Annotated in this window: 21 protein-coding genes; 5 read left to right on the forward strand and 16 right to left on the reverse strand. The window is 73.4% G+C overall.

Going from position 1 to position 21,660, the window contains the following annotated elements; all coding sequences use genetic code 11:
• Positions 1–6 precede the first annotated feature (6 nt).
• The 13 genes from KIK05_RS11595 to lanKC all read right to left on the reverse strand — a co-directional run bounded on the left by KIK05_RS11595 (position 7) and on the right by lanKC (position 12,946).
• A complete protein-coding gene (locus KIK05_RS11595) occupies positions 7–2,868 on the reverse strand; it encodes an AfsR/SARP family transcriptional regulator (protein ID WP_214410646.1) in 2,862 nt (953 codons plus the stop codon).
• Positions 2,869–3,035: 167 nt separating this feature from the next.
• Positions 3,036–3,503: a DUF4383 domain-containing protein gene (locus KIK05_RS11600; protein WP_214410647.1), complete on the reverse strand. Its 468-nt coding sequence runs from the start codon at positions 3,501–3,503 to the stop codon at positions 3,036–3,038.
• A 130-nt stretch (positions 3,504–3,633) separates the two neighbouring features.
• The gene (locus tag KIK05_RS11605; protein WP_214410648.1) at positions 3,634–4,239 is read right to left on the reverse strand and encodes an alkaline shock response membrane anchor protein AmaP; all 606 of its coding nucleotides are present in this window, start codon (positions 4,237–4,239) and stop codon (positions 3,634–3,636) included.
• Between the two features lie 3 nt (positions 4,240–4,242).
• Positions 4,243–4,869, reverse strand: a complete 627-nt coding sequence (locus tag KIK05_RS48825) for a DUF6286 domain-containing protein (protein WP_214410649.1) — start codon at positions 4,867–4,869, stop codon at positions 4,243–4,245.
• On the reverse strand, positions 4,866–5,288 hold the full coding sequence (locus tag KIK05_RS11615) for an Asp23/Gls24 family envelope stress response protein (protein WP_214410650.1): 423 nt from the start codon (positions 5,286–5,288) through the stop codon (positions 4,866–4,868). Before KIK05_RS11615 ends, KIK05_RS48825 begins: the two co-directional genes overlap by 4 nt.
• Complete coding sequence (locus KIK05_RS11620) at positions 5,285–5,473, reverse strand: hypothetical protein (protein ID WP_214410651.1); 189 nt, start codon at positions 5,471–5,473, stop codon at positions 5,285–5,287. The genes KIK05_RS11615 and KIK05_RS11620 overlap by 4 nt, the downstream gene beginning before the upstream one ends.
• On the reverse strand, positions 5,466–5,837 hold the full coding sequence (locus KIK05_RS11625) for an Asp23/Gls24 family envelope stress response protein (RefSeq protein ID WP_214410652.1): 372 nt from the start codon (positions 5,835–5,837) through the stop codon (positions 5,466–5,468). Before KIK05_RS11625 ends, KIK05_RS11620 begins: the two co-directional genes overlap by 8 nt.
• Positions 5,834–6,292 carry an Asp23/Gls24 family envelope stress response protein gene (locus KIK05_RS11630; protein ID WP_214410653.1) on the reverse strand — a complete coding sequence of 153 codons (459 nt, stop codon included), beginning with the start codon at positions 6,290–6,292 and terminating at the stop codon, positions 5,834–5,836. The genes KIK05_RS11625 and KIK05_RS11630 overlap by 4 nt, the downstream gene beginning before the upstream one ends.
• A gap of 147 nt (positions 6,293–6,439) precedes the next feature.
• Positions 6,440–8,200, reverse strand: coding sequence for an ATP-binding cassette domain-containing protein (locus KIK05_RS11635; protein WP_214410654.1), 1,761 nt, complete (start codon positions 8,198–8,200; stop codon positions 6,440–6,442).
• Complete coding sequence (locus KIK05_RS11640) at positions 8,197–9,957, reverse strand: ATP-binding cassette domain-containing protein (RefSeq protein WP_214410655.1); 1,761 nt, start codon at positions 9,955–9,957, stop codon at positions 8,197–8,199. Before KIK05_RS11640 ends, KIK05_RS11635 begins: the two co-directional genes overlap by 4 nt.
• A gap of 84 nt (positions 9,958–10,041) precedes the next feature.
• The gene (locus KIK05_RS11645) at positions 10,042–10,164 is read right to left on the reverse strand and encodes a SapB/AmfS family lanthipeptide (RefSeq protein WP_214410656.1); all 123 of its coding nucleotides are present in this window, start codon (positions 10,162–10,164) and stop codon (positions 10,042–10,044) included.
• Positions 10,165–10,202: 38 nt separating this feature from the next.
• Positions 10,203–10,325: a SapB/AmfS family lanthipeptide gene (locus KIK05_RS11650; RefSeq protein WP_214410656.1), complete on the reverse strand. Its 123-nt coding sequence runs from the start codon at positions 10,323–10,325 to the stop codon at positions 10,203–10,205.
• Positions 10,326–10,330: 5 nt separating this feature from the next.
• Entirely contained in the window at positions 10,331–12,946 is a 2,616-nt protein-coding gene (lanKC, locus tag KIK05_RS11655; RefSeq protein WP_214410657.1) for a class III lanthionine synthetase LanKC, read from the reverse strand.
• Between the two features lie 493 nt (positions 12,947–13,439).
• Between lanKC and KIK05_RS11660 the strand changes: the two genes are divergently transcribed.
• The gene (locus tag KIK05_RS11660; RefSeq protein ID WP_214410658.1) at positions 13,440–13,631 is read left to right on the forward strand and encodes a DUF2795 domain-containing protein; all 192 of its coding nucleotides are present in this window, start codon (positions 13,440–13,442) and stop codon (positions 13,629–13,631) included.
• Positions 13,632–13,709: 78 nt separating this feature from the next.
• Here KIK05_RS11660 and KIK05_RS11665 read toward each other — a convergent pair whose 3' ends face one another.
• Positions 13,710–14,381, reverse strand: a complete 672-nt coding sequence (locus KIK05_RS11665) for a response regulator (RefSeq protein WP_214410659.1) — start codon at positions 14,379–14,381, stop codon at positions 13,710–13,712.
• Positions 14,378–16,003 carry a sensor histidine kinase gene (locus KIK05_RS11670; RefSeq protein ID WP_308249861.1) on the reverse strand — a complete coding sequence of 542 codons (1,626 nt, stop codon included), beginning with the start codon at positions 16,001–16,003 and terminating at the stop codon, positions 14,378–14,380. Before KIK05_RS11670 ends, KIK05_RS11665 begins: the two co-directional genes overlap by 4 nt.
• A 160-nt stretch (positions 16,004–16,163) precedes the next feature.
• Between KIK05_RS11670 and KIK05_RS11675 the strand changes: the two genes are divergently transcribed.
• Together KIK05_RS11675 and KIK05_RS11680 are read left to right on the forward strand one after the other, a co-directional pair.
• On the forward strand, positions 16,164–17,534 hold the full coding sequence (locus tag KIK05_RS11675; RefSeq protein ID WP_214410661.1) for a cation:dicarboxylate symporter family transporter: 1,371 nt from the start codon (positions 16,164–16,166) through the stop codon (positions 17,532–17,534).
• 127 nt (positions 17,535–17,661) lie between these two features.
• Positions 17,662–19,278, forward strand: a complete 1,617-nt coding sequence (locus KIK05_RS11680; protein ID WP_214410662.1) for a pyridoxal phosphate-dependent aminotransferase — start codon at positions 17,662–17,664, stop codon at positions 19,276–19,278.
• Between the two features lie 12 nt (positions 19,279–19,290).
• On the opposite strand, the gene KIK05_RS11685 is transcribed toward KIK05_RS11680, so the two are convergent.
• Positions 19,291–20,214: a serine hydrolase gene (locus tag KIK05_RS11685; protein ID WP_308249862.1), complete on the reverse strand. Its 924-nt coding sequence runs from the start codon at positions 20,212–20,214 to the stop codon at positions 19,291–19,293.
• A 98-nt stretch (positions 20,215–20,312) separates the two neighbouring features.
• Between KIK05_RS11685 and ppgK the strand changes: the two genes are divergently transcribed.
• Positions 20,313–21,053 (forward strand): polyphosphate--glucose phosphotransferase, encoded by a 741-nt coding sequence (gene ppgK / locus KIK05_RS11690; protein WP_214410663.1) that lies wholly within the window; start codon positions 20,313–20,315, stop codon positions 21,051–21,053.
• A gap of 109 nt (positions 21,054–21,162) precedes the next feature.
• Positions 21,163–21,594, forward strand: a complete 432-nt coding sequence (locus KIK05_RS11695) for an ATP-binding protein (protein WP_214410664.1) — start codon at positions 21,163–21,165, stop codon at positions 21,592–21,594.
• Positions 21,595–21,660: the final 66 nt, after the last annotated feature.

Consider the following 21,660-nt stretch of genomic DNA (forward strand, 5'->3'; position numbering starts at 1 on the left):
CGTGCCTCAGGCCCGGCGAGGATCGGACGAGGTACGGGGGCCGGTCCTCGTCAGGCGTTCGCGCACGTCCGCCGCCCCCGGGTCGTCCAGCTCGACGAGGATCGCCAGGGCCTGCCGCAGATAGCCTCGCGCCTCCTCCGGGTCGCCGGAGGCGTGCAGGGCGTCACCCAGCAGGACCAGCACCTCGGCCTCGCCGCGGCGGTCCTCGAACTCCCGCATCAGCTCCAGCGCGCGCGTCAGCTCCTCCGCCGCCCGGTCCCACCGTCCCGTCGCGGCGTGGGCGGCGCCCAGCGTGCGCAGCGCGTCGCCCTGGTGGTAGCGGTCACCCAGCTCGGTGTACACCGCCAGCGCCGCGCCGCCTCCGGTGAGCGCCTCGGCGTGGCGGCCCAGCACGATGTCGTTCCGCGCGATGTGGTTCAGCGTCTCCGCCTCCAGGAGCCGGTCGCCGCTGTCGCGGGCGATGGCGAGGGCCTGGTTGTAGCAGCGCGTGGAGGCCTCGTAGTCGCCGAGCGTGAAGCGCGCCGTGCCGAGAAGGGCCAGCGCCTGCCCCTCCAGGTCGCGGTCCCCGGCGCGGCGGGCCACCGTCAGGGCCTCGGCGTACCGCGCCGCCGCCTCGTCGAGCCGGCCGAGCTTGGACAGGGCGCATCCCAGGTCGGTGAGGGCCCAGCCCTCCTCCACGGCCTGCCCGCCGTGGCGGCTCGCCCTGACGGCCGTACGGAAGACGTCCACCCACACCGGTCCCGGCACGTGGTACTGGAAGAACGGCGCCAGCACCCGCGACAGGCGCCAGGCCGCCTCGTGCCACCCGCGGGAGGCGGCGTAGCGGACCGCGGCCGCCAGGTTGGGCAGCTCCTCCTCGTACCAGTCGACGGCCGCCTCCGGGCCGCCGAAGTCCAGTGGTACGACGTCGGCCGGCGCGGGTTCCCGCGGGAGCGCCCGGCCGTGGTGCGGCAGGTGACGGGCGGCATTGCCCGCCGTGCGCTCGTACCACCGCAGCAGCCGGCGCAGCGCCGCGTCGGCGTCCTGCTCGGTCTCCTCGGCGCGCGCCCGCTCGGCGGCGTAGCTGGACAGCAGGTCGTGGAAGTCGTACCGCCCGGGGGAGCGGGAGCGCAGCAGGTGGTCGGCGGTGAGCCGGTCCAGCAGGCGGACGGCGTCGCCCACCTCGCCGCCCGTCAGCGCCGCGGCGGCCTCCGCGCCGATCTCGTGGCCCGGGTGCAGCCCGAGCAGCCGGAACAGCCGCGCGGACGCCGCGTCGAGCGCCCGATAGGTCCAGGAGAAGACCATGCGCACGTCGGTCTCGTCGCCGTCGCCGGTGTCGAGCGCGGACAGCCGGGTCCGCTCGTCGCGCAGCTCGCAGGCGAGCTTCTCCAGCGGCGCGTCGGGGAAGCGGGCGGCGCGCTCGCCGAAGATGCGAAGGGCGAGCGGCAGGCGGGCGCAGCGCGCGATGATGTCGGCCACGGCCTCCGGCTCGGCGGCCAGGCGCTCGCGGCCGAGCACGCCTTCCAGCAGCTCGACCGCCTCGCCGTGCGGCATCTGGTCGAGGATGACGCGGCGGGCGCCGTACTGCACGATCAGGCCGCGTAGCTGGTTGCGGCTGGTCACGATCGTCATGCCCCCGGAGCCGGGGACGAGGGGGCGCACCTGTTCGCTGCCGCCGGCGTTGTCCAGCAGGAGCAGCACCCGCCGTCCGGCCAGCAGCGTGCGGAACAGGGCCGCCCGCTCGTCCAGCCCGGCGGGGACGCGGTCGGCGGGGGTGCCGAGGGCGCGCAGCAGGGATTCCAGCGCGGCGGCGGGCTGGACCGGCCTGCCCGCGCCGTAGCCGTGCAGGTCGAGGTACAGCTGGCCGTCGGGGAAGTGCCGGGACGCCCGGTGGGCCCAGTGGACGGCCAGGGCCGTCTTGCCCGACCCCGCCATGCCCTGCACGGACACGATGGCCGGGGGCGCCTCCGGGGACGACGTCGCCGGCAGCAGCCCGTCGAGTACGGCGAGCTGGGCCCGCCGCCCGGCGAACCCCGGGACGTCGGGCCGCAGCTGCCGGGGGACCTGGACGGGCGCCTCGGCGCGGGCCTTCACCGGGACGCCGGGCGGCCCGAGCGACGGGTCGTCGGTCAGTATCGCCTGGTGGAGGGCGCGCAGCGCCGGGCCGGGGTCGACGCCGAGCTCGTCGGCGAGCACCTCGCTCACCGTGTGGTAGGCCTGCAGCGCCTCGGCCGGCCGCCCGCCGCGGTACAGCGCCAGCATCAGCCGCTCCCAGAACGGCTCGCGCAGGGGATGCGACCGGGTCAGCTCGCGCAGCCGCCCGACGAGCTCGGCGTGCCGGCCGGTCCGCAGGCCGATGTCGAGCCACTGTTCCTGGACCTGGAGCCACTCCTCGGTGAGCGGCGCCACCTCCTCGTCGTGCAGCGCCACCGACTCGACGTTCGCCAGCACCGGGGGCCGCCACAGCTCGACCGCCTGGGAGAACAGCCGGGAGGCCGGTTCCAGGTCGTCGCGGGCGGCGGCCTCGCGCGCCGACGCCGCCAGCTCGCGGAAGCGCAGCAGGTCGAGAGTGTGCTCGCCGATCTCGGCCCGGTAGCCGTCGTGGACGGTGCGCACGACGTCGCGCACCTGGGAGTGGCGGCGCAGCCGGTTGACGTAGGTGTGGACGGCGGCCCTGGCCCGCTCGGCGTCCTGCGGCCCGTCGTCCCACAGCCAGGTGGCCAGCCGCGACATGGGGACGGTCTCCCCGGCGCGCAGCAGCAGACCGGCGAGCACCACGCGCAGCTTGTTGCCGGCGACCGGCACCTCGCGGCCGTCGGCCAGCACGGTGAGCGGCCCGAGCACCCGGAAGCCCGGTCCGCCGTCCGGAGCCGAGCCCGTCGCAGCCATCACTTGCTCCCCATCCGAGTTCCGCGGCGACCGCCCATGCTAGCCAGAATCACGTCATGTCATGAGATGAGCGTCGCCGCGGAGCCCGCCGCCGTACGCGGGGCGGTACCGGGGCCGTGTTCGATCGCCTCGCCGGGCGCTCGGACCACCGCCAGGCCGGTCGCGGGTCAGATGGGGAAGGTCCCCTTGCGGATCCCCGCCCTCCTGCGGGACAGGCCCACGCCGAGGGCGATCATCACGATGCCGAGCAGGAAGTGCAGCCAGTTGTCGGCGGTGTTCACCGGCACGAAGTTGGCCGTGTTCGGACCGGCCACGAACAGGCCGTAGATCCACAGCAGCAGGTAGATGACGCCGCCCCAGACCAGGTAGTTGGCCGCCGCGCCGTACGACCGGGCCATCGTCACGCCGGCGAAGCCGAAGACGAGGTGCACGATGTTGTGCAGCACCGACACCTGGAACAGGTTGAACAGGAGCGAGCCCGAGTGGTGACCGGCGAACGTCATGGAGCCGTAGTTGGTCGTGATCCCGGGGATGAAGCCGAGGATCCCCACCACGAGGAAGACCAGGCCCACGACGAACGCGGCCGTCTGCACCGGCGTGCGGGTCACTTCACGCGCATGAAGGTGAGCACCCATGACGCCCCCTACCCTTCGGCGATATGTCGTATTTGTCCGCATTCCCTGAGTGGCGGGGCCGTACACGCCCCACCGTCGCGGACCGGTGCCGGCTGCTTAAAAACCTGGTGAAGGCGTCGGCCTGCCGGCATCAGAAGGGATGGGTCCGGACGGTGTGCAGCCGGACGACGGCGGGGAGGCGGTCGGTCTCCAGGGACTCCCGGAACCGCGCCACCGCACGCTGGACGGCCCGCCCCGCGGCCGCCGGGTCCGCCTCGTCGGGCAGGGTGACCGCCAGCGCGAGGCGCGGGTCGGCCGGGGCGCCGCCGAGGGTGGCGTGCACCCGTTCCGCCCGCGCCGGTGCCGCCTCGCCCGCCGCCAGGGACTCGGCCGGCCGCTCCTCGTGCACGCTCTCGGCGAGGTCGTCCTCCAGTGCCTCCGCCGCGGCGCGCGCGGAGATGTGGGTGGTGCCGTGCCCGGGGTCGCGCTCCAGGTCGAGGTGGTGGATGGTGCTCCTGCGCCCCTGGAGGAGGAGCCAGCGCAGGGCCAGCAGCTCGGCCACCAGCGCGACGAGGGCGACCGCGGGCCAGAACCACGGCGTGAGCGCGTAGGCGGGAAGCGGTCCCGAGGTGACCGGCACGTGGGCGGGCCCGAGCACGCCGAGGCCGCGGGCCAGGGCCGCGAGCCCGCAGAGGATCAGCACCATCCCCACGACGGCCAGGCCGACGCGGTTGACGCGAGCGATATGGCGGTCCACCTTTCAGCCCTCCTTCCTGCGGATGGAGACGTCGACCTTCACCGGCTTGAGCGGGCGCAGCTCCGAAAGGCGCGCCGACACGGCGCCGGCCACCTGACCGGGCAGCTCACCCGGGTCGCGCAGCGGCGTGGTGGCGGTCACGTGCAGCCGCCTGCCCCGCAGCCGGGCGCGGGCACCGGAGACGCCCGGGACGTGCCCGGCGACGGCGGCCACGTGACGGCACAGGCCCGACCGCGTGATGCCCGTGAGGATCTGCGGGTCCTCCGACGCCAGAGGGATGGCCCGCGGGCGTCCCGGGATCAGCGCCGCCGCGAGCAGCAGGAACCCGAGGACGACCGCCACCGACGCGGTGGCGAGGGCGGACGGGTCGTCCCAGTGCAACCGGTCCAGCGGTGTCAGCCAGCCCGCCTGCGGCGCGTGCACGAGGCCGCCGGCCGCCGCCGCGACCGCTCCGACCAGGGCCAGGATGGCGGCGACGGCCAGTGCCAGCGCGGTCAGCGTCGCGGGAACCGTCCGGCGAGGGCGGAACGCCCGCGACGCCGTCCGCGGCCCGCCCCTGGTGCGGGGGGCCGGCTCGGGACCGGCCTCCTGGGGCGGGCCCGCGTGGTGGAACCGCTCGGGCGAGGTCACGACGCCCGCCTCCCGTGCTCGACGGGATGCACGAGCCGGGTGACGTCGACGTCGACCTGGCGCGCGTCCAGCCCGGTCAGCTCGCGCACGCGTCCGGCGACCCGCTCGCGGACCCGCTGGGCGACCTGCCGGAGCGGCGCCGGGTACGTCGCCGACAGCGCGACGTGGACGACGGCCAGGCGTCCCTCGACGCGGGCGCTGACGCGCGGCGCCGCCGCCGGGGGCGCGCCGCGTCCGAGCGGCACGCCGAGCAGCCGCGGCGCGGCGCCGCCGACCTGGTCGACCTCCGTGACCGCCCGCGCGGCGATCCGTTCCAGCACCCGGTCGGCGATGCGCGTCGTGCCGCGCTTCTCCGGGAGCGTGGCGCCCGCCGGAGGCGTCCCGGCCCGCCCGGGCTCGGGGACGGGGGCGGTGTTCATGTGCGCCGCCGGCCCATCAGGCCGCTCATGTCGAGCTCACCGGTCAGCGCGCGGCCGACCACGAACCCGATCACGCCGAGGACCAGCACGATCAGGAAGGCGGTAAGGCCGCCGACGACCACGGCGAAGCCGAGCGCGGTCCCGAAGAGCAGGCCGACCGCCGGCCAGAAGCGGGTCTCATCCATGTCGCTCACCTTCCACCGCCCTGCTCGGGCTCTTGGCGTCCTCGCCCGCCCGGTCTCCCGGGCCGTGTTCCTTCTCGGGTATCTCTATGTCGTCGATGTGGACGTCGATCGGCAGGCCGGGGACCAGGGGCGCGACCGCGTCGCGGATCGCGTCGGCGATCTCGGGCAGCCGCCGCCCGTACCGCACGACCACCGACACCTCCACCCCGGTGTCGCGGACGGCGACCCCGGCGACCGCGCGGCCCGACAGGTACGTCGCCACCCCGCGGCGGGCCGGCGCGGCGACGTCCGGGCAGCCCTGGACGGCCTGGGCGATCCGGTCCGCCAGGCGCTCCACCTCGGCCGTGCCGGCGAAGTGCGTCATACGACGCGGCGCTCCTCGTGCTCGGCGGACTCCTCGTCCGGCAGGTGGAGGTCGTCGACGGTGATGTTCACCTCGGTGACCTCCAGGCCGCACATGCCCTCGACAGCGCTGATCACGTTCCGGCGGATGCCGGCCGCGAGGTCGGGGATGGAGACCCCGTACTCCACGATGACCTCCAGGTCGATCGCCGCCTGGCGCTCGCCGACCTCCACCGTCACGCCCTGGGTGACGCCGTGGCTTCCGGTGAGGCGGTCGCGTACGACGCCGAGCGCGCGCGACATGCCGGCGCCCATCGCGTGCACCCCGTTCACCTCGCGGGCGGCCATCCCGGCGATCTTCGCCACCACGATGGGGGAGATCGTCGTACGGCCGCGCTCGCTGACGAGCTCGGCGCCGCGGGAGGTCCCGCCGCGTGGGGTCTTCACATCGGACGCCTGGCCCGGCGTCTCGCTCATCTGTGCGCTCACCTTGGTGTCCTCCGTTCCAGCAGGACCCGCCCCGCGTCGCGAATGGAAAGGCACAACCGGCGTAGATGGACGTACCCCCTCATAAGCGGACATAAGGCATTTTTGGTATCGCATGTCCGAATTTTGGGGCGGTCGTCACCCCTGGGCCCGGTTCCCGCCCGCGGAGGGGCCGTCCCAGTGGCCCATCAGGTCCCGGTAGAGAGGGGAGGCCGCGATCATCTCCTCGTGCGTGCCCACCTGGGCCCGGTTGCCGTCCATGACCAGGACCCGCCGCGCCCGCAGCGCGGAGGTGAGGCGGTGCGCGATGACGATCAGCGTGCCCTCCCGGGCGGCGAACGCCTCCTCGGCCCTGGCCTCGGCGACCGGGTCCAGGTGACAGGTGGCCTCGTCGAGCAGGACGACCCGGGAGGGGGAGAGGTAGGCGCGGGTCAGGGCGACGAGCTGCCGCTCGCCCGACGACAGCCGCGAGGGGTCCACCTCCGCCCCGTACCCGCCGAGCCTGGCCGCCAGCTCCCGCATGCCGACCGCGTCGACGGCCTCGTCCAACTCGGCGCGGGTGCACCCGCCGGCGAGGTAGGTCAGGTTCTCCTCCAGGGTGCCCCGGAAGACGTAGGCCTCCTGCGGGATGAGCACCCGCGCCCGGCACATCGCGGACCGGTCGTACTCCTCGACGCGGATCCCGCCGAGGAGGACCCGCCCGTCGTCCGGCGCGAGGATGCCGGCGACCAGGGCGGCCACCGTCGACTTGCCGATCCCGCTCGGGCCGACGACGGCCAGGTGCTCGCCCTCCCGGACGGCCAGGTCCAGGCCCCGGACGACCGGCTCGGCTCCGGGGCCGTAGGCGAACCCCACCTCGCGCAGCCGCAGCGACACGCCGCGGACCTCGCGCACGGCGCCGGAGGCGGGCGCGGGAGGACGGCCGCTGGTGGCCAGGATCCGTTCGAGGGCCACCACCAGGCGCACCCCGTTGACCCCCACGCCCTGCACCAGGCTGCCGAGCGCGGGCGCGAGCGACTGCGCGACGTACGTCAGCGTGCCGAGGACGATCCCGGCGGTCGCGCCCGCGCGCAGCAGGGCCGGCGTCGCCGCCAGCACCATCAGGACCGGCAGCAGGCCGCCCACGGCCAGCGAGAGCGTGCGCACCGCCGTGAGCCGGGCGAGCGCGCGGCCCGTGCGCGCCTGCCCTTCGACGTCCCGCGCGACCACGTCCGCCACCCGCTCCTCGGCGCCGCACGCCACGACGTCCCGCAGGCCGTCCACCATCGACGCCAGGGACGCGGCGGTCCGCTCCTCGGCGAGGATCAGCTCCCGCTGCAGCCTCGCCATGGCCGGCAGCGACATCAGGAACAGCGCGAGCCCGGCCACCAGCGGGAGGACGACCAGCGGGACCACGGCCCCCATCAGGGTCAGCACGCCGAGCACCACGCCGGTCACCGAGAACAGGAACGACCTCACCACCGCTATCACGGCCCCGAACGCGTCCCGCGCGAGCTCCACCTGCCGGTTCAGGCGCGCGACGGCGGCGCTGTCCGGTCGCCGGCCCGAGGCGGCGGCCCGGTGCAGCGCGCCGTCAACCACGCGCCGCAGCAGCGTGTCGCGGAACGGCTCGACGATCGCGGCGATCGCCAGCAGCACCTGGCGGGCGCCGAGCGCGGCGGCCAGCCACGCGGCGGCCAGCACGGCCAGCCAGGCGAGGCCGGTCAGCGGACGGCCCGCCGCGAACCCGCCGTCCACCGCCCGGGCCACCGCCTGCCCGGAGGCGAACGACGGCGCCGCCTCCGCGAACGACCACCCGAGCAGCCGCGCCACCTGCCGGGGCTCCCGCCGCACCGCCTCCCACAGCACCCCGCGCACCTGACGCGAGAGGGCGGCCGCGCGCCGGGGCCGGCCGCTCATCCCGCCTTCCTCTCGGCGAGCCGCCTCACGGCCGGGGAGTCGCGTTCTGCGGGGGAGGCCTCCGGTGCGCCCGGTCCGTCCACCTGGAAGACGGCGCGGTAGGCGGCCTCGCGCCACAGGGTCGCGTGCGGGGCCACGCCGCGCACCCGGCCGCCGTCCAGCCAGACCACCAGGTCGGCGCGGGCGGCCGTCGTGGCCCGGTGCGCGACGATCAGGCGCGTGCGGTGGCGCAGCTCCTCGGTCAGCGCGCGCGCCACCTGGAATTCGGTGACGGTGTCCAGGCTCGAGGTGGCGTCGTCCAGGATGAGCAGCCGGCCCCCGTGGGCGAACGCCCGGGCCAGCCCCACCCGCTGCCGCTCGCCGCCCGACATCGGCGCGTCCGCGACCGGCGTGTCGTACGCGCGGGGCAGCCTGCGGATGAACGCGTCGGCGGCCGCCGCCCCGGCGGCCGTCCGCGCCTCGGCGGCCGGACGCCCCACGGCGATCGCCTCGCCCAGGGTGGAGCCGAAGAGCACGGGCCGTTCGAAGGCGTACCCCACGGCGCGGCGCAGCGCCGCGCGGCCGAGCCGCCGCAGCGGCACCCCGTCCAGCAGCACCTCGCCGAGGTCGGGGTCGGCCAGCCGGCCGGCGACGGCGGCCAGGAGCGACTTGCCGCTGCCCGACCTGCCGACCACGGCCACCGTGGAGCCGCCGGGCACGACGAGATCGACCTCCCGCAGCACCGCCCGCCCGTCCACGTGGACGCTCACACCGCGGAACTCCAGCCGCCCCCGCCCCGGGTCCGGCAGCTCGGCTCCGCCGTAGGCGACCTCCGGCTGCTGGAGCACCTCCTGGACGCGGCGCGCGGCCGAGCGGGCGCGGGCCAGGCGGTTCAGCTGCCCGAGCGCGGAGGCGATCCCCGCGCCGAGCACGGCGTAGCGGGCCGCGGCGTACAGCTCCCCGACGCTCAGCCCGCCCGCGGCGAGCCGGAAGCCGCCCACGGTGAGCACCGCCGTCTCCAGGAGGGGGACGACGATCGCCGCCTGCACGCCGGCCCGCGCGTTCACCCGCCACAGCCGCATGCCGTACTCGCGAAGGCGCGGCAGCGGCCCGAGCACCCGGCGGACCTCGAGCTCCTCGGTACCGGCGGCGGCGATGGTGCGGGCGCCGGCGAGCGCGTCGAACAGCCGCGAGGCGAGGTCGCTCTGCGCCCGCTGGTAGCCGGTCGCGACGGCGGTCGTCTCCCGCAGGAACGCGCGCAGCACGACGGCGATGGCGGTCAGGCCCACCGCGAACGCCACCGCCAGCAGCGGATCGATGAGCGCCAGGGCGACCAGCGAGCCGACGGCCGGAACGAGGAAGGACACCGCGGTGACCAGGGACTCCGCCGCGGCGGCGACCTCCTCGGCGTTCGCGCCGGCCCGGGTGACGAGATCGCCGGCCGGGAAGCGCCGGGTGACGGCCGGCCCGGCCGCCAGGAGATGACGCACCAGACGCCGCCGGAGCATGAGCGCGGCCTGCGCGCCTCCGGTCCCCGCCGCGAGCATGCCGACCGCCTCGCACGCCGCCGCCGCGACGGCGAGCAGCGCGCACGCGAGCAGCGCCCCGCCGTCCCCCTGCCGGGGGGTGACCAGGGCGTCCACCGCGCGGCCCAGGGCGGCGGGGAGCAGCAGCTCGACCACGGCGCCCGTCAGCGCGGCCACGGCGTACACCGCGGGCCACGGGCCGCTGCGGCGCAGCACGGACAGGACGAGCCGGTCCGCCGCCGTGTCCGACATGCCAAAGGTTTCCCTTCCGATGACCGCGGGAATGAACAGGCCTGGAGCGGCCGGTGCAGGGCCGCCCCAGGCTCTGGTCAGTCGTCAGCCGCAGAGGATGCTGAGGCTGCTGTTCTCGTGGGGGGTGCAGCCCACGAGGCTCAGGTTGCTGCCGCCACCGCCGTGGCCGCCGGGGAGTTCCATTTCCTGCAGGTCGAGAAGCGCCATGGGGGTCACGCCCTTTCGTTTCGTGGTGAGGGGAATGCTCAGCCGCAGAGAATGCTGAGGCTGCTGTTCTCGTGGGGGGTGCAGCCCACGAGGCTCAGGTTGCTGCCGCCACCGCCGTGGCCGCCGGGCAGCTCCATCTCCTGGAGGTCCAGAAGCGCCATTCGAGTCACCTCCTTCCGTCGTCCGCGGGATCCGCCGGCCCGGCGGGATTGCCGGGCGGGGAGATCAGAGGCACGCGCACCGGCTGGTCGTGCAGCGCGGTGCCGAGCGCGAGCAGGACCCCGGCCGTGCCGGACGCGAGGTCCATCGAGAGCCTGAGCAGCTGGTTGCCGGGGAAGGCGAGGCCGCCGCCGTACGGCATCGCGTGCCAGGCGAGGCGTTCGATCTGCGCCGCCACCTCCGGGGAGGAACGGCCGACCCCGGGCTGCAGCCCCGCCGCCAAGGCCGCGATCATGCCGGCCCGGCCGGCGAACAGTCCCGACTGCACGTAGTAGTCGAGCGTCGCGACCGGCCCGATGTCGTCCAGCGCCTGCCGGAACGCCTCGTCGTGGCGGCGGGCGAGGTACTGGCGCAGCACCACCCCGATTCCGGCCGAGCCCTCGTCCAGGTAGGGGTTGGTGCGCCAGCCCTGCTGCACCTGGAGCTGTCCGTCGGCGCGGTGGGTGCAGCGCCGCAGGTCCTGCCGGAGCGCCACGCGCGCGTGGTCGAGCAGCGCGCCGTCGCCGGTGAGCTCGTGGGCCTGGAGGAAGAGCAGGGCGGGACCGGAGGAGCCGCGCATCAGCCCGGCGTGCGGGTTCTTCCCGCCGCTCACCTCGGGCACGTCCTCGACGCCGCCGAGCCGGTCGGCCACCATGTCGACCACCCGCAGCGCGGCCTCCTCGAGCGTCCGCTCGCCGGTGGCCTGCGCCAGGTGCAGGAGGTTGAGCCCGATACCGGACAGCCCGGAGTACAGGGTCTGGCCGAGCCGCTCCCACTTCTCCCGCAGGCACAGCGTGACGAGGTCGAGGGCGTCCTGCCTGCGGCCGAGCGCCTCGAAGGCGTACGCCACGCCGTGCAGGCCGTCGTAGAAGCCGAGGCCCGTGCCGGGTTCGGGGGCGAAGGCGCGCTCGCGCAGCCAGGCCTCGTGCTCGGGGACGCGTCCGGCGCCGGTCGCGTGGAGCGCGTACAGGACGCCCGCGGCGCCGTTGGCAAGGTTGAGCCCGCCGCCCGGCTGGAACTGCGCGGCGTCCCCGGGGAACAGCCGGTCGCCGCGCTCCGGGGTCGCCGAGGCGAGGATCGCCCGGCGGCACGCGTCCCTGACCTCGGTCCAGGGTGCCCGGCCGGGCAGGGGCAGCTCGCGCATCGCCCGGTCGCCGGGCGTACGGCCGGCGGCGTCCTCGCCGAGGATCGTCCGCACCGCGTCGTCGATGTAGGCGCGGGGGACCGGGAACATCTCGCACACCAGCTCGGCCAGGTGGGTCACCTTGGCCCGGTGCAGGGGGATCAGCACGGTCGACATGGGGGCGAACAGGCCGAGGCGCAGGCACGCCAGCGCGTACCGGTCGGCGGCCACGCCGAGCCGGTCCCGCGGGGGGCAGAAGCCGGGGTGGGCGAGCGTGGGCCGCTTCCGCTCCTCGGCGGGGGAGGCGACCTCGAAGTCGATCAGCACCACCCGCTCGCCCGCCACCAGCACGTTGAAGGGGTGCAGGTCGCCGAACACGACCCCGCGCCCGTGCAGGGCGTCCACCGCGCGCTCGACGCGGTCCAGCATGCCGAGCGCCCATTCGGTGAACTCGGCGGCGTGCTCGGGCGTGATGTCGGCGCGGGTCAGCGGGTGCCGGTGGATGGACTCCTGGCTGAGCGTCTGCCCGTCGACGAACTCCTGCACGAGGAAGTGGTGCTCGCCGAGGACGAAGTAGTCGCGCAGCGCGGGCACGACGTCGAGGCCGTCGAGCCGCCGCAGGATGTCCGCCTCGTGGCGCAGGCGGGTGACGGCGTCACGGCCGGAGGCGTCGAGGCCGGCGTACGGCCGCGCCTCCTTCAGCACGACCGGGCCGCCGTCGCGGGTGTCCCGCGCCTTGTACACGCCGCCGCCGTTGGAGAAGTGCAGCACCGACTCGATCTCGTACGGCAGGCCGGCGAGGGTCACCGCGTTGCGGGCGGCCAGGTGGGGTTCCAGGAAGGCCGGGAGCGTGATCCACGGCGGTGGCGAGAACGAGGGCCCCCGCCGGTCGGGCACCAGGACCCCGTCCGCGTTCTCGATCGCCAGGACCCGCTCCCGGCCGGCCGTCAGGCAGTAGCGCTCGGCGAACCCGCCGTACCGCACGAACAGGGGGCCGTCACCGAAGCGCAGGTCGCTGAGGATGTAGGGGCCGCGCACCCCGTGCAGGAGCTCGTCGAGCTCCTTCAGCACGAGTTCCAGCTCGTCCACGTCGGCCGGGTAGATCGTCACCAGTTTGCCGCTGCTGCCCCGCTCGGCGTACTTGGAGTTCAGCATCATGACGACCCGGGGGCCGCGCAGGAACTTGAAGCTGAGCCCGCGGGCGACGCAGTAGTCCCAGGCGGTGTCCAGGGTGCGCTCGGCGTCCTCCAGGCAGGAGGAGATGTGGATCTTCCAGCCCTGCGAGGGGAGGGATCGCTCCTTCGGACCGTAGTGGAGCCAGGTGTCGGTCGAGCGGTGGTCCCAGCCGGCGGGCACCTCCCTCGCGGCTGTCGCGAAGTCCGGATACTTGGCGCGCTGGTTGTCAAGGGTGTCGTAAAACAGTGGATCGGCTAGGCAATAGATCTCGTACCTGTCGATCACGTCCCGCACCCCTCTCGTCGCTCGATCGCTTGGAAGGAGAATTGCGGATAACCCGAGCCATGCCTAGTGACGGTTTCCATTGGTGTGATATGCCGGTGTCACTATTCGTTTCGTGACTGTTGTCACTACTTCAGTGTTTGACCAGTGATGTCCCGGATCCCGGCCGTGGGCCGCCGGCATTTGAGAACCTCCGAATTCGGGGCGGGACGACGCTCCGGGGCCGTGACCTGCGGCAGAACATTGCTCTAGATCGTTCGGTTACTTGACCGGATTGCGGCGGTAGGGCTGGTAGGTCCGAAGATTGATGAGGTTTGCCAGGTTTAGCGACCGTGCGATGGGTCACTGGTAAGGGTTGGCAAACGTCCATAGGCGGCCGGAAGGGGCGCTTGGCGAGAGAAGGCAAAGAGTCGTACATTCCGCATGTCTGCGGCGAGGAACCCGGTTTCAGGCACCCGCGGGGGGACAGGAATCATTTGCGACAAAAGGAGGAATCATGCCGCAGGCGGACTTCATCCGTGTCCAGAAGTACCTGTCCGGAGTTGACTATCCGGCGGGCAAGGACGAGCTGCTGGACCACGCCAAGAAGCAGGGCGCCGACCAGGAGGCGATCGAGGCCCTCAACCGGCTCCCCGACAAGACCTACGACGGCCCCAACGCGGTCAGCCAGGCCGTCGCCAAGACATGAGGACAGGCCTGGGCCGTCTCCCGCACATCGCTCCCGGATCGCATACGGCACCCGAGCAGGGGTGGTGCGGAAACAGGCCTAGGTGATCTGGTAGAGCAGCTCCGGGCGCCCGAGCCCGCCGTACTGCGGGACGCGGCGCACCGAGCCGGTCTCGACCAGATGCTCCAGGTAGCGGCGCGCCGTCACCCGTGAGACGCCGATGGCCGAGCCCACCGCCTGGGCCGACATGCCTCCGGGCGCCTTGCGCAGCTCGCCGGCGACGGCCTCCAGCGTGGCCTCGGTCATCCCCTTCGGCAGCGAGGTCGTCACGGCCCCCCTGAGGGTGGACAGCGCGCGGTCCACCTCCACCTGACCGGCCACCTCGCCCGCCCCCTCGATCGTGGACCGGAACTCGGCGTACCGCTGCAGCTTCTCGCGCAGCACCGCGTAGGTGAAGGGCTTGAGGAGGTACTGCACGACGCCGACCGACACCGCCGACCGCACCACCGACAGGTCGCGGGCGGAGGTGACGGCGATGACGTCGCAGAAGACCCCGGCCGCCCGCAGCGCCCGGCAGACGTCCAGCCCGTGCATGTCGGGGAGATAGAGGTCGAGCAGCACCAGGTCGGCGGGCCGCCGCCGCAGGAACCGCAGCGCCTCCCCGCCCGAGCGCACCACCCCGGCCACCGCGAACCCCGGCGTCCGCTCGACGTACAGGCGATTGGCCTCGGCCGTCAGCTCCTCGTCCTCGACGATCAGCACCGAGATCACGACGGCGCCGTCCCGCCCGCCACCCGCGCCGCGCCGTCCGGGATCGGCAGCCGTACGGTGAAGACCGCGCCCTCGTCCTCCTGGCCCGCCTCGATGGTGCCGCCGAGGCGGCGCACGGCCTGGCCGACCATGGCGAGACCGAGCCCGCGGCCGTCGCCCTTGGTGGTCCAGCCGCGCCGGAACATCTCGGCGGCGTCCGCCGGGAGCCCCGGCCCGCTGTCGGCCACCCGCGCGAGGAACACGCCGTCGCCGGCGCTCAGGCGGACGTGCACACGGGCGGGCCGCGTGCCGTTCATGGCGGCCTCCACGGCGTTGTCGATCAGGTTGCCCAGGATGGTCACCAGGTCGCGAGGGTTCAGCACCACGTCGTCCAGCTCGCTGTCGGGGCCGATCGACAGCTCGACACCGCGCTCGGCCGCCTCGGCGGTCTTGCCGAGGAGCAGGGCGGCGAGCACGGGCTCGCGTACGGCGCCGACGACCCGGTCGGTGAGCTGCTGGGCCGTCCTGAGCTCCTCGGTGGCGAAGGCCACGGCCTGGTCGGCGCGGCCCAGCTCGACCAGGGTCACCACCGTGTGCAGGCGGTTGGCCGCCTCGTGCGCGGCCGCGCGCAGCGACTCGGCGAAGCCGCGCTCGGCGTCCAGCTGGCCGGTGAGCGCCTGCAGCTCGGTGTGGTCGCGCAGGGTCACCACGCTGCCGAGCGAGCGCGACCCGGAGCGGACCGCCGAGGAGCTCACCACCAGCACCCGCTCGCCGGTCAGGTGGATCTCGTCGGAGCGGTCCTCGCCGGAGGCGAGCAGCTCGGCCAGGGACGCGGGGAGGCCGAGCTCGGTGACCGGCCGCCCTTCGGCGTCGGCGGGCAGGCCGAGCAGCTCCCGGGCTCCGTCATTGCAAAGAGTCAGTCTGCGCCCGGTGTCGACGAGCAGCAGTCCCTCGCGGACGGCGTGCAGGATCGCGTCGTGGTGGTCGTACATGCGGTCCAGCTCCGCCGAACGCAGCCCGTGGGTGTGCCGGCGCAGCCGCGCGCCGGCCAGGTAGGTGCCGGCGAGCCCCGCCACCAGGCCCAGCAGCCCGGCGAGGACGGCCGAGACGATCTGCCCGCGCACCTGCTCGCTGATCTTCTGGATGGTGATCCCCGCGCTCACCAGGCCGCGCACCCGGCCAGCCGCGTCGCGCACGGGGGTGACCGCGCGCATCGACGGGCCGAGCGTGCCGGTGTAGGTCTCGGTGAACGTCCTGCCGGCCAGGGCGGGGGCGATGGTGCCGAGGAACCGCTTGCCGATCTGCGAGGGGTTGCGGTGGGTGTACCGGCGGCCCTGGGTGTTCATGATCGTGATGAAGTCGAGGCCGGTCTCGGAGCGGATCCGCTCGGCGTACGGCTGCAGCGCCGCCGACGGGTCGGGATCGCCGAGGGCGGCGAGCACGGAGGGGGAGTCGGCGACGCTGATCGCCACCCGGCGGGTCGTCATGGCCGCCTCGTCGGTCAGCAACCGGTGGACGTGCAGCGACGTCAGCACGGTGCACGCCACCACGGTGACCAGGACGACGACCACCTGCAGCACGAACATCTGCCGTGCCAGGCTCCACAGCGCGAGGCGCGAGGTGACGGTCGTCAGGGTCTTCACTTTCACCATCGATTACGGGGATCACGACGTGGGAGAGGCCGTCGTGCGGAGACGGCAATGAACGAAATGTACGTAATAGTGACCTAGGTCACCATGGTGGCGCATAGTCACTCGACCCGAAGCATCGCTTCCCCCGCTTCTCACCGACAGGGAGGGCCGCGTGACCACACCCGCGTCCACGCCTCACAGGGACCGTACCCACTATCTGTACCTGGCGGTAATCGGCGCGGTACTGGCCGGGATCGCGGTCGGACTGTTCGCCCCCGACACCGGCGTGGCGCTGAAGCCGCTCGGCACGGCCTTCGTCAACCTGATCAAGATGATGGTCGGCCCGATCATCTTCTGCACCATCGTGCTCGGCGTCGGCTCGGTGGCCCAGGCCGCCAAGGTCGGCAAGGTGGGCGGCCTCGCCATCGGCTACTTCCTCGTCATGTCGACGGTCGCGCTGGTCATCGGCCTGATCGTCGGCAACGTCCTGCACCCGGGCGAGGGCCTGCAACTGACCGACGACCTGCGCAAGGCCGCCCAGGAGCAGGCGTCCAAGGGCACGGAGGGCGACCCCACGTCGTTCCTGCTCGGCATCATCCCCACCACGCTGGTCTCGGCGTTCACCGAGGGGCAGACGCTGCAGACCCTCCTGGTTGCGCTGCTGGCCGGCTTCGCCCTGCAGGCCATGGGGGAGCGGGCGGCCCCGATCCTCACCGGCATCGGCCACATCCAGCGGCTCGTCTTCCGCATCCTCGCCATGATCATGTGGGCGGCCCCGGTCGGCGCGTTCGGCGCGATCGCGGCGGTCGTCGGCGCGGGCGGGTTCGGCGCCCTGGTCAGCCTCGGCGTCCTCATGCTCGGCTTCTACGTCACCTGTGTGCTGTTCGTCGCCTTCGTCCTCGGGCCGGTGCTGTGGGCGGTCGCCCGCGTGAACCTCTGGTCGCTGCTGCGCTACCTCGGCCGGGAGTTCCTGCTGATCCTGTCGACCTCCTCGTCGGAGTCGGCGCTGCCGCGCCTGATCGCGAAGATGGAGCACCTCGGCGTCAGCCGGACGGTCGCCGGCATCACCGTCCCGACCGGGTACTCCTTCAACCTCGACGGCACCGCCATCTACCTCACCATGGCCACGCTGTTCGTGGCGAGCGCGACCGGCGCCCCGCTGTCCATCGGCGAGCAGATCTCGCTCCTGGTCTTCATGATGATCGCCTCCAAGGGCGCGGCGGGCGTCACCGGCGCCGGGCTCGCCACCCTGGCCGGCGGCCTGCAGTCGCACCGTCCCGGCCTGGTGGACGGCGTCGGCCTCATCGTCGGCATCGACCGCTTCATGTCCGAGGCCCGCGCCCTGACCAACTTCGCCGGCAACGCCGTCGCCACCGTCGTGATCGGCACCTGGGTGGGCGACTTCGACCGGGAACGCGCCGAGAGGGTGCTGGCGGGCCGCGACCCGTTCGACGAGGCGACGTTCGTGGACGAGGAGGACGGCGGCAAGAACCCGCCGCCCCCGGCCACCGAGCAGCCCGCACCCGCACTGTCGTCCAGCTGAACCGGCACCGAGGGGGTCCGGCACGGACCCCCTCGAAGCCGGTTGAACCGGCCGCGGCGCCGCCGCGTACCTCCGGGCGTCACCACACCCATGCGCGGACGTTCGCCGTCTTGGAGAGGGGCCCCAGTTGGCCGGTTCCACCGATCTCAACCTGCTGCGCGCAGAAGCGCACAGCCCGTCGTACTTCTCGCTGCTGCGCGGGACGTCCGGGCTGCACGGCGCTCCGGTGGACTTCTGCGTCCCCTGCAACCCGTACTTCCCCACCCCGGAGATGTTCGACCTGCTCGGCAGGAACATCACCACGATCCTGAAGTACTACCCGAGCGACACCGACACCATCGCCGCCGAGCTCAGCGCGGCGCTCGGGCTGAAGCCGCAGACGATCGCCATGGGCAACGGGTCCACCGAACTGATCACCTGGATCGACCACCTCCTGGTCCGCGAGAGCCTCGCCGTCCCGATCCCGACCTCCGGGCGCTGGACCGACCAGCCGCTGGAGACCGGCAAACGGGTCGACATGTACCCGCTGCCCGAGGCCCAGGGCTTCGGCCTCGACGTGGACGCCTACGTACGGTTCGTCCGCAGGCGCGGCTCGCGGGTCGCGGTCGTGTGCAACCCCAACAACCCCGACGGCGGCTACCTGCCCCGCGCCCAGGTGATCGACCTGCTCGACCAGCTGTCCGACCTGGACCTGGTCGTGGTGGACGAGTCGTTCATCGACTTCGTGGACGCCGAGCCGTACCCGAGCGTCGCCGACGAGGCGGCCATCCGCCCCAACGTGATCGTGCTGAAGAGCCTCGGCAAGAACTTCGGCCTCCACGGCATCCGCTTCGGCTACCTGGTGGCCAACCCGGCGCTGGCCGGCACGATCCGCCGCAGGCTGCCCAAGTGGAACCTCAACTCCCTGGCCGAGTCGGTGGTCTTCATGCTCAAGGAGCACATGCGCGAGTACCAGGACAGCCTGCGGCTGCTCGCCGGCGACCGCCAGTCGATGATCCAGCAGCTGTCCGCGCTGCCCGGTCTCACGGTGTACCCGTCGCAGGGCAACTTCCTGATGGTCAAGCTGCCGGACGGCAAGGACGGCAAGGCGCTGCGCGACCACCTCTTCTCCTCGCACAACGTGTTCGTGCGGGAGTGCGGCGACAAGCTGGGCTCCAGCAGCCAGTTCCTGCGGCTGGTGGTGCGGCCGCGGCAGGACGTGCAACGGCTGGTCGACGGGCTGCACTCCTTCCTGTTCGCCGTGGGCAACGGGAGGGCCACCGCGGCCATCGGGGCGTCGTCGTCCTACCAGCCCTCCCCGGCGTACGAGACGTCGTCGCCCTCCTACGGCACGTCGTCGGGCTCCTCCGCCTCCTACGGCACGTCGTCGGCCTCCTACGCCTCGTCATCCTCGTACGGCTCGTCGTCCGGCTACCCGTCCGCGCCCGCCTACGAGTCGACGCCGTCGTACGAGTCCGGCTCCGGCTACCAGTCGCCGGCCGGCCATTCGTCGTATCCGTCCCCGGCCGCGCCGTCGCAGGAGTCGTACGCCCCGGCGGCCTCCTACTCGCGCGACTCGGCGACCTACCGCCTGGAAGGGGCGTCCTCCTACCAGGACGACCCGTTCGTCGTCGGCAGCGAGGACCCCCGGCACGGCCGCCTGGACCCGCTGAGCACCACCGCGACCTGGGTGTTCGACAACAACACCGGGCCGTTCAGCGCGGTGAGGGACGGCTCCCGCGCCGGGTACGACGGAAGGTACTGACCGCCGTGCCCGTCACCCGCCCGGTCGCCCGGCGAGATAGACGTCCCGGGCGATCGAGGTGAGGCGGGCGGCGGAGGACTTGAAGGAGGAGCCGGCGGGCTGCAGGGTGAGGACGACGACGATCAGCCGGTCGTCCTTGCCCACCAGGCCGGTGGTGTGGAGCACCGGCCGGACGAGGTTCACCGGTCCCGGGACGGCCGCGCCCGCGGTCGCCGTCGTCGTGCTCGCGGCAGCGGTCCCCTGGGCGCTTCCGCGCCGCCCCGAGCACGGCACGGCGGGCCGCGAGCCGTACCCGGACCACCCCTGTTTGACCGCCCACGGCCGGGGGACGGCGCTCGGGATGCCGAAATACTGGTCGAAGTCGTCGGAGGCGCAGCGCGTCGCGGCGCGCAGGTGGCCAAGGACGAGATCGCGCACCTTGGGGGCCGCCCGGTCGAGCAGGTACCGGTAGGTCCGCACGACGTCGGCGGCGCTCAGCGCGGTGTACCCCCAGAAGCCGGGTTTGGACGCCGGAGGGGGCGCGGTGTCGGTCAGCCCGAGACGGCGGACCATGCGCTCGACGATGGCCCCCTTGCCGCGGCGGTTCCAGAACGCCGAGGCCGCGGCGTCGTCGCTCGACCGCAGCATGGTGCGCAGGAGAGCCTGGTCGGCGGCGGGGACGGCCGCGCCCGGCTTCAGCGACTCCAGGTAGTCGATCGCGATGAGGATCTTGACGACCGACGCCGACCGGAACCGGCTGTGGGTCTTGTACGCCAGCGTCGCCCTGCCCGCCTGGCGGTCGAACACCATGTAGCTCGCGGTCGTGCCGGGCGGGATCCTCGGCGCCCGTGCCGCCGAGGCGGGGCTCGCGGCGGACGCGGACGCGGGCGCGGCGCCGGCGACGAGCGCGGCGGCGAGGGCCACCGTCAGCGAGGTCTTCAGGGGGAAGGGCTTCACCCGGACATGCCTACCAGATCCGATGCCGGCGATGGAGCCGACCGGTGATAGTTCTGGGCGGACGCATCGAGGGTCCTGTCCCGGTAATGAGGAGTGACATGAACGTATTGGGCATCGACATCGGCGGATCCGGGATCAAGGGTGCGCCGGTGGACACAGAGAGCGGAAAGCTGCTGGACGACAGGTGGCGGATCCCCACGCCGGCCCCCTCCACCCCCGAGGCCGTGGCGGCCGTCGTGCGGGAGCTGGTGGACCACTTCTCCTGGACGGGGCCGGTCGGCGTCACCTTCCCGGGCGTCGTCGTCGACGGGGTGACCCGGACGGCGGCCAACGTCGACCGCGCCTGGATCGGCCTGGACGCCCGCAAGCTCTTCGGCGAGGCGACCGGGCTGGAGGTGACCGTGCTGAATGACGCCGACGCCGCCGGCGTCGCTGAGGCCACCTTCGGGGCCGGGCGCGGCCGCGAGGGGCTGGTGGCGATGTTCACCTTCGGCACCGGGATCGGCAGCGCGCTGATCATCGACGGCGTGCTGGTGCCGAACACCGAGTTCGGCCATCTGGAGATCGACGGTCACGAGGCCGAGAGCCGCGCGTCCGACCACGCCCGGGAGGCGCACGACCTGAGCTGGGAGAAGTGGGCGCACCGCGTCCAGAAGTACCTGGAGCACATCCAGATGCTGATGTCGCCGTCGCTGATCATCGTGGGTGGCGGCGTCAGCAAGAAGGCCGACAAGTTCCTGCCGCTCGTCGACCTGAAGGGCACTCCGGTGGTGCCCGCCGCACTGCTCAACGAGGCGGGCATCATCGGGGCCGCGCTGGCCGCCGCCGGCCGCGGCTGACGGCCCCGGCACGCGCGGCGGCAGGCCCCACCTGGCAGGTTTCCCGGCGTCCTGTGTTTGGCGTCGTTCATGGGGGCACCTTTAACAGGGTGGGCCGGAAGGAGGAAACGTGAAGGTGACGATCTCATTGCGCCTGCCGCGCGATGCCGCGAGCGTGTCCATCACCAGGCAGATTCTTGGGGCGGAGTTGGAGGTCCTCGGGGTCGAACGGCCGATCTGCGAGGACATTCAGCTCATGCTCACCGAAGCCTGCTCCAACGTCATAAGACACGCCAAAGACGGCGACGAGTACACCGTCAGCGCCGAACTCTCCGGTGACAAGTGCGTGATCACGGTGGTGGACACCGGCACCGGGTTCGACGCCGAGAAGGTCGGCCAGGGATCCCCCATGGCCGAGCACGGCCGGGGCCTGCAGATCATGCGGGCGCTGGCCGACGACGTACGCTTCATGAACCGCCCGCGCAAGGGGGCGATCGTCTGCCTCGAGAAGGGCCTGAAGTTCGCCTCCGACTCTCCCGGGGAGCTGATGTCCACCCGCTGAACGGGCCGATCACGGAAGGGGGAGGGCGGGCCGGGCCGTAAACCATTGGCGTGGAGCCGGGGCGAG

The sequence above is a fragment of the Sphaerisporangium fuscum genome (assembly GCF_018531465.1).
Lineage (GTDB): Bacteria > Actinomycetota > Actinomycetes > Streptosporangiales > Streptosporangiaceae > Sphaerisporangium > Sphaerisporangium fuscum.